The 6,850-nt window shown below is 72.5% G+C and carries 7 protein-coding genes; 3 read left to right on the top strand and 4 right to left on the bottom strand.

From position 1 onward, the window contains the following. Positions 1-1,435, top strand: a 1,435-nt coding sequence (hemG, locus tag RB146_05755; GenBank protein MDQ7828485.1) for a protoporphyrinogen oxidase, incomplete at its 5' end; no start/stop codon positions are given. Between the two features lie 97 nt (positions 1,436-1,532). Continuing rightward, entirely contained in the window at positions 1,533-1,916 is a 384-nt protein-coding gene (locus RB146_05750) for an Hsp20/alpha crystallin family protein (GenBank protein ID MDQ7828484.1), read from the top strand. A 148-nt stretch (positions 1,917-2,064) separates the two neighbouring features. On the opposite strand, the gene RB146_05745 is transcribed toward RB146_05750, so the two are convergent. The 3 genes from RB146_05745 to RB146_05735 form a co-directional block, all read right to left on the bottom strand. Further along, positions 2,065-2,646: a DoxX family membrane protein gene (locus tag RB146_05745; protein ID MDQ7828483.1), complete on the bottom strand. Its 582-nt coding sequence runs from the start codon at positions 2,644-2,646 to the stop codon at positions 2,065-2,067. Positions 2,647-2,826: 180 nt separating this feature from the next. Further along, entirely contained in the window at positions 2,827-4,044 is a 1,218-nt protein-coding gene (locus RB146_05740) for an alcohol dehydrogenase catalytic domain-containing protein (protein MDQ7828482.1), read from the bottom strand. Further along, positions 4,044-5,168 carry a class II aldolase/adducin family protein gene (locus RB146_05735; protein ID MDQ7828481.1) on the bottom strand — a complete coding sequence of 375 codons (1,125 nt, stop codon included), beginning with the start codon at positions 5,166-5,168 and terminating at the stop codon, positions 4,044-4,046. Before RB146_05735 ends, RB146_05740 begins: the two co-directional genes overlap by 1 nt. A 159-nt stretch (positions 5,169-5,327) precedes the next feature. On the opposite strand from RB146_05735, the gene RB146_05730 reads away from it, so the two are divergent. Next, positions 5,328-5,999 (top strand): response regulator transcription factor, encoded by a 672-nt coding sequence (locus RB146_05730; GenBank protein ID MDQ7828480.1) that lies wholly within the window; start codon positions 5,328-5,330, stop codon positions 5,997-5,999. A 116-nt stretch (positions 6,000-6,115) separates the two neighbouring features. On the opposite strand, the gene RB146_05725 is transcribed toward RB146_05730, so the two are convergent. Continuing rightward, positions 6,116-6,775, bottom strand: a complete 660-nt coding sequence (locus RB146_05725) for a response regulator transcription factor (GenBank protein ID MDQ7828479.1) — start codon at positions 6,773-6,775, stop codon at positions 6,116-6,118. Between the last annotated feature and the right edge of the window lie 75 nt (positions 6,776-6,850).

Below are 6,850 nucleotides of genomic sequence, written 5' to 3'. Positions count from 1 at the left end.
CGCCGCGGCCGGAGGATCCTCGCCCGTGAGGGTGGCGGTCGTCGGCGGCGGCATGACGGGGCTCGCCGCCGCCCATGCGCTCGTGACGGCATCCAGCTCGACAGGCCGGACGGCTGGCGAGGTCGTCCTCCTGGAGGCGGACGCGCGCCTGGGCGGCAAGGTCTTGACGGTGCGCCGGGACGGCTTCCTCCTGGAGGCCGGCCCCGACGCCTTCCTGACGACGAAGCCCCACGCGCTCCACCTCACGCGCGCGCTGGGGCTGGAGGCGGAACTCATCGGGCCCGGCGAGCCGCGCACCGTCGCTGTCTTCTGGCGCGGGCGCCTCCAGCCGCTCCCCGAGGGGCTGGCCCTGATCGCGCCGACGCGCGTGGGCCCGCTGCTGCGCAGCACGCTCTTCGGACTCCTGGAGAAGGCCCGCATGGGGTGCGACCTGCTCCTGCCGGCCCGCCGCGACGACGGCGACGAGTCGCTCGCCGTCTTCGTCCGCCGGCGCCTGGGGCAGGCGGCGGTGGACCGCCTGGCCTCACCGCTGCTGGGCGGGATCTATGCCGGGGATGTCGAGCGCCTGAGCCTCCGCGCGACGTTCCCGCACCTGGCCGAGGTGGAACGGCGCTACGGATCGCTGATCCGCGGGCTCGTTGCCTCCCGCCCGGCTCGCCCCGGAGCGTCGGCGGGCCCGGGGCTGCCCGTGTTCATGACGCTGCGCGCAGGGATGGGCCGCCTGGTGGAGCGGCTGGTCGAGGTGCTCGAGGCGGCCGGTGTCGCGGTGCGGGCGGGGACCGCGGTCGAGACCATCGAGCGGCGCCCGGGCGGCTACATGCTCCACCTGGCAGATGGCGGCAGGGTGGACGCCGACGGGGTCATCCTGGCCTGTCCCGCCTATGCCGCGGCGAGGTTGCTGGCACGCCTCGCGCCTGAGGCCGCACGCCTTCTGGACCAGATCCGCTACGCCTCCACCGCCACGGTCAGCCTGGCGTTCCCCGCGATGACGACGACGGGCGTGGTGCCGGGCGGGCACGGATTCGTGGTGGCCAGGGGTGAGGGGGTGCGCATCACCGCCTGCACCTGCCTCTCGGCGAAGTGGCCGGGCCGCGCCCCGCCGGGGACCCTCCTGCTGCGCGCCTACGTCGGCAGCGCCCTCGACCCCGATGTCCTGACGATGACCGACGACGAGATCGTGGCGGAGGTGCGGCGAGACCTGGCCCGCACCATGGGGCTGACCGCCGGTCCGCTCTTCAGCGTCGTCACGCGCTGGCCACAGGCCATGCCGCAGTACGAGGTCGGCCACCTCGAGCGCCTGGCCGAGGTGGACCGGCGCCTGGCCGCCGTCCCCGGTCTCACCCTCGCCGGGGCCGGGTACCGCGGCCTCGGTCTCCCGGACTGCATCCGGCAGGGCCAGGAAGCCGCGCACCGGCTCTTCGCGTCTCTGGGGTGAGGTGACGTAGCCCTCCCGATGGGAGAATGGAGGGGGAGGAGTCTCCGCGGGGGGTGTGACGCCGATGGTAGGGGAAAGGCCACTGACCCAGGTGCCCGTGAACATCTACCAGGAAGGCGATCGCCTGATGGTGGCGGCGCTCCTGCCCGGGATGGAGCCGCCGAGCATTCGCGTCGAGGTCCAGGGCCGCTCGCTGACGATCTACGGGGAACGACGTGGGCCGGGTCAGGAGCGAACCCAGCAGCACCTGCTGCAGGAGTGGAGTGCGGGGCCCTATCGTCGCACGGTGGAGCTGCCCGTGGGGGTGGACGTCGAGAAGGCCAACGCCAGCTACGACAACGGTGTGCTCGTCGTGATCCTGCCTCAGGCCTCAGGGAACAGCACGGGGCAGATCCTCCTCTCCAAAGTGGGCACGATCAAGGGACAGCACGTGGGGCACGTTGGCCATGACCTGCGAGCCCCGGGCGCTCGGCGGGGCTGAGGCAGGTTTGCCACTGAGGAACCGTGTGCGGCGGAGCGGCGAGTCCGCTCCGCCGCACGGTGATCCGCTCTCCGCCGCACGGTGGCCCCTTCCCGACGCCCTGCCGTTCCCGGTGTCCTGTCCGGGGTAGCAGGCCTGCCCGCTGCGATCAGGCCGTGGGTTGGGGCCGGAAGATCCGGCCCGGCTTCCAGGGCGTCCCCAGCAGGGGCAGCAGGTAGTAGTCCAGGCCCAGGTAGCCGGCCACCTTCCAGGCCAGGATGAGCAGGATGGCGATCACGAAGAGGACGGGGTTGGTGCTGGCCGACCCCGCCATCATGAAGTTCCAGTTCATGAAGGCCCCGAAGAAGGCGGCCACTCCCACGAAGGCGCCGAGGACCAGCGCCACGCCGATCAGCAGCTCCCCGTAGGCCACGAGCTTCCCGAACCAGGTGTAGGCCTGGGTGTCCAGCAGGTACTGCAGGAAGTCCCGGTACCAGCCGAAGGCCACCGGGGGCCGGGCCGGCGGCGGTGGAACCTGGACGGCGCGCTCCCAGAACCCCTTGACCGCCAGGCCGGTCACCACCCACGCCGGGTCGGTGATCTTGTGCAGGGCGGCTTCGATCCACTGGTAGCCGAGCCAAACCCGGAGCACCAGCCACAGCCAGGCGGATTTCGTGTTCCCGAAGAGCCACCGGGCGAACGGCGGGTCTTCCATAATGGTCGTTCGACCACCGGAGACATTGCGGGCCATGTGCCTCACCTCCTGGCTCGACCATAGCAGCTCCTGCCCACGCGGCCCATCGGGCCGCAGATCGATCCCGGAGTAGGGCGGCGCCCGATGACTCCTCAGGCGGGTCTCATCCAGGAAGATCCGCCGGCTGCCGTAGGGCCTGGTTCGCGCGGTCCCGGCCCAGGACGGGGGCAGGACCACTCATGGCGCCAGAGCCACCTTGATCGCCCCGTCCCGCTTGCCGGCCGCGGTGGCCAGCGCCTCACCGTACCGCGCGAGGGGGTAGACGTGGGTGAGGAGGGGGGCAAGGTCCACCCGCCGGGCGGCCAGCCACTCCAGGGCCACCGCCAGGGTCGGACGTCGGCCGAGCGGTTCCCCCTCCACCGCGTAGGTGAAGGCGCCGTCGACCCGGAGCTCGTTCAGCCAGATGGGGGTCCAGTCCACCCCGCGCGGCAGCGCCGCCAGGCCGACCAGCGTGACGTGGCCTCCCGGTCGGGTCAGGCGCAGGGCGTCGTCGAGACTGCGGGCGCTGCCGGCGCACTCCAGCGTGAGGGCGGCTCCGCCCCGCAGCACGGGCCGGCCGAAGAGCGGGCGGAGGACCCGCGCGCCGGTCACCTCAGCCACGGCGCCGTAGTACCTCCCCTTCCCGTCGGCGGCCACGACCTCGTCCGCCCCCAATCGTCTGGCCATGGCGGCCTGGAACCGGTGCTTCACCAGGGCCAGGACGCGAGCGCCCGGCGCCAGCGCGCGCAGTGCGGCCACGACGCACAGACCCACGGTGCCGCCGCCCACCACCAGCACCCAGCCGTCCGCCGGGAGCGGCGCGCGCGCCACGGCGTGGACGGCGCAGGCCAGCGGTTCCGCCAGGAGCGCTTCCCGGTCGCTCACCCCGTCCGGCACCGGATGGGCTTGCGCGGCGTGCGCGACGAAAGCCTCCCCCCAGCTCCCGCCCGTATCCCGGCAGGCCCCGATCATCATCCCCGGCGCCAGGAGGCCGTCGGCGAAGCGCAGGCAGCGGTTGTAGGCGCCGGCCGCGCAGCTGGGGCACAGGGGCAGTCCCCGCACCGCGCACGGCAGGAGCGGGTCCACCACCACCCGCTGCCCGGGGCGGAGGCCCTGCACCTCCGCCCCCACCTCCTCCACCGTCCCGACGTTCTCGTGCCCCGGGACGAAGGGAACAGAGGCGAGCGCCGACGTCGCCGGACTCATCGCCAGGCGGAGGAGGTGGAGGTCGCTGCCGCAGACGCCGCCCAGGTGCACGGCCACGCGGACCCACGCTGCAGTCGGGAGGGGCGGACGGGGAATGGCGCGCAGGGCCAGCACCGGGGCGGTGGTCCAGCCCGTCACCCCGGCCAGGCGTGTGAGCGCCCGCCCGGCCAGGTAGCGCACCGGGGTGGGGGTGAAGACCAGGGCCCGCATCAGGACATGGGGACCTGGCGGATGAAGCGGGCCTCCAGGCGGTCGAAGATGTCGTCCAGCGTCCGCCCCGTGATGGTGAGCCCGTGGTTGCGAAGCCCCACCACCGCCGCGGCGGGGTCCGGCGCCGCCCGGACGAGGTCGGCCACGGCCTGGGCCAGCTGCAGCGTGCCGCACGGGTAGTTCACGGTGGTGGAGGGGACGCCCGCCATCCAGGCGTGGACGTGGACGATGGCGCCCACGGTGGGGTGCTCGGTGTAGATCATCCAGTGCTCGATGGCGTCCACCGACACCCGGCGGGGCTTCACCGTGGGCGGGACGCTCAGGCGCATGACGCGCCGGTGGGGGTCGAAGCCGGTCACCAGGAGCATGTCCTCCCCCACCCGGCGCATGTTGGCCTTGTCCACCCCGCTGGCGCTCATCCAGAACGAGGTGGCGTCCCGCCGGACGCTCAGGTTGCCGTAGCTGAGGCCGCCCAGGCCGAAGAGGCGCTGCAGGTGGCGGAAGTCCGCCGGCGGCAGCAGTTCCTGGATGGGGAAGGGCGCGGGGAGGAGGCCCAGGGCGTCCAGCCGCTTCCCCGCCTCGCTGAGCTGGCGCGTGAACTCGTCGCCGTCCCACAGGTGCGGCGGCAGGTCGGGGACGAACTCGTTGTCGATGACCAGTTCCGAGGTGGCCAGCGGCAGCAGTCGGCGGTACAGCTCCTCGAAGTACTCCTCCTCCGGGAGGTCCGGGACGCGGTAGCACCCCTGCTCCAGGGTGACGAAGTAGGTGTCCAGGCGATCCCCCTCCCGCACCAGGTAGATGCACAGGTTGGCCAGGGAGCGGATCAGGATGGGGTAGGCCTGCTTGAGCACATCCTCGGGCCGGCGGTCGCTGAGCGCCACCGACACGGCAAAGGTGGCCTTCCCCTTCCGGCGGTAGGGAACCAGGCGGAGCGGGTCGACGAAGTTGAAGGCCAGCCGCAGGTCCCCGCCCCGCGTGACGTAGCGGTGACCGTGCCGTTCGAAGGTCCGCCGCAGGCCCTGGGCCAGACGGGCCATGGCCGGCTCGTGGAAGAACCCCACGAAAGTGAAGGTCAGCGGGACGTCCAGGGACGGGACAGGGCGGACAGACCGGTCGTGGTTCATCCGTGGTGACCCCCTGGCGGTGATCCTACGGCGCTCCCGGGCTGCCGAGCATCGGGCCCAGGCTGTATCTTGCCGGTCGGGTGATGGGCCGATGGCGCAAATCGAGAGCGGGGCCGATGCCTCTCCCGCCGGCGGGCTGCTAGCATCGCCCCGGCGGCCATGGTCCAGACCCCTCCCTTCCGCAGGATCACGGTGCTGATCGCCGACGACCACGCCATCGTCCGCGAGGGCGTCCGCCTGCTCCTGGAGGCCCAGCCGGACATCGAGGTCGTCGGGGAGGCGCGCGATGGCGAGGAGGCCGTCGAGCTGGCCCGGCGCCTGCGGCCGGACGTGGTCGTGCTCGACGTCAGCATGCCGGGTCGGAACGGCGTGGAGGCCACCCGCGCCATCCGCGACGCCCTGCCCGGGACCCACGTGTTGATCCTGACGATGCACGAAGAGCCCGCCTACGTCTTCCAGCTCCTGCGCCTGGGGGCCGCCGGCTACGTCCCGAAACGCGCCGCGGCCACCGACCTGGTGGGCGGCGTGCGCACGGTGGCCGGGGGAGACACCTACCTCCACCCCTCCATGGCCCAGGAGCTGGTGCGGGACTACCTGGGCTGGGTCCGCTCAGGCGGGGGGACGGGGCAGCTGGACAACCTGACGGACCGGGAGCGCGAGGTGCTGGCCCTCAGCGCGGAGGGGCTGACCACCGCGCAGATCGCCGAGCGGCTCTTCATCAGCGAGAAGACCGCGCAGACCCACCGCGCCCACATCATGAAGAAGCTCGACCTCCACGACCGGGCGCTGCTCGTCCGCTACGCGGTTCGCAAAGGGCTCATTCCTCCCTGACGCCCCCGGGGCCCCGACCCCGGACCGCCCGGCCCGGGGATCCAGGGGGGTGCCCGGGCGGGCCCGACCGTCCGGGTGGACGTGGAAAAGGCCAACGCCACCCGCGCTGAGGCGGGTCAGGGCTCGATCAGCCCCTTGCGGATGGCGTAGCGGACCAGCTCGGCACGGTTGTGCATCCCCAGCTTCTCCATGATGTGCGCCCGGTGGGTCTGTACGGTCTTGACGCTGATGAAGAGCCGCTGGGCGATCTCCTGGTTGGACAGGCCTTCGGCGATGAGCGTCAGGACCTCGCGCTCCCGCTCGGTCAGGCCGTCGAAGCGCTCCCGGTCCTCGCCGCGCTCGAGGCGGCGCAGGTAGTCCTGCAGGACGCTCTTGGCCACCGAGGGGTAGAGGAAGGCCTCGCCGCGGGCGGCGGAGCGGATGGCCTGCGTGAGGTCCTGCGCGGCCCCACGCTTGAGCACGTAGCCCGACGCGCCGGCCTTGAGGAGCTGGAAGACGTAGCTCTCCTCCTCGTGCATGGTCAGGGCCAGGACGTGGATGTCGGGCCACAGCTCCTTGATCCGCTTCGTCGCCTCGATCCCCCCCATCTCGGGCATGGAGAGGTCCATGACCACCACGTCGGGCCGCCGGCTCTGGATGAGCTCCAGGGCCTCGCGGCCATTGGCCGCCTCGCCCACCACCTCGATGTCGGGCTCGCGGGCGAGGACGAGCTTGATGCCCTCGCGCACCACCGCGTGGTCGTCGGCGATCAGGACCCGGATCTTGGCTGGGGTCATCGCTGGTGCCTCAGTCGGGCAGGGTCTCCATCATCGGGACCATTATCGGCCGTTGCCGGCCGGATGGGGAAGCTG

Source organism: Armatimonadota bacterium (genome assembly GCA_031081585.1).
In the GTDB taxonomy this organism is placed as follows: Bacteria; Sysuimicrobiota; Sysuimicrobiia; order Sysuimicrobiales; family Humicultoraceae; genus Geohabitans; species Geohabitans tengchongensis.
The sequence above is the reverse complement of the archived record's forward strand: the minus strand, read 5'-3'. Positions and strand labels throughout refer to the sequence as shown.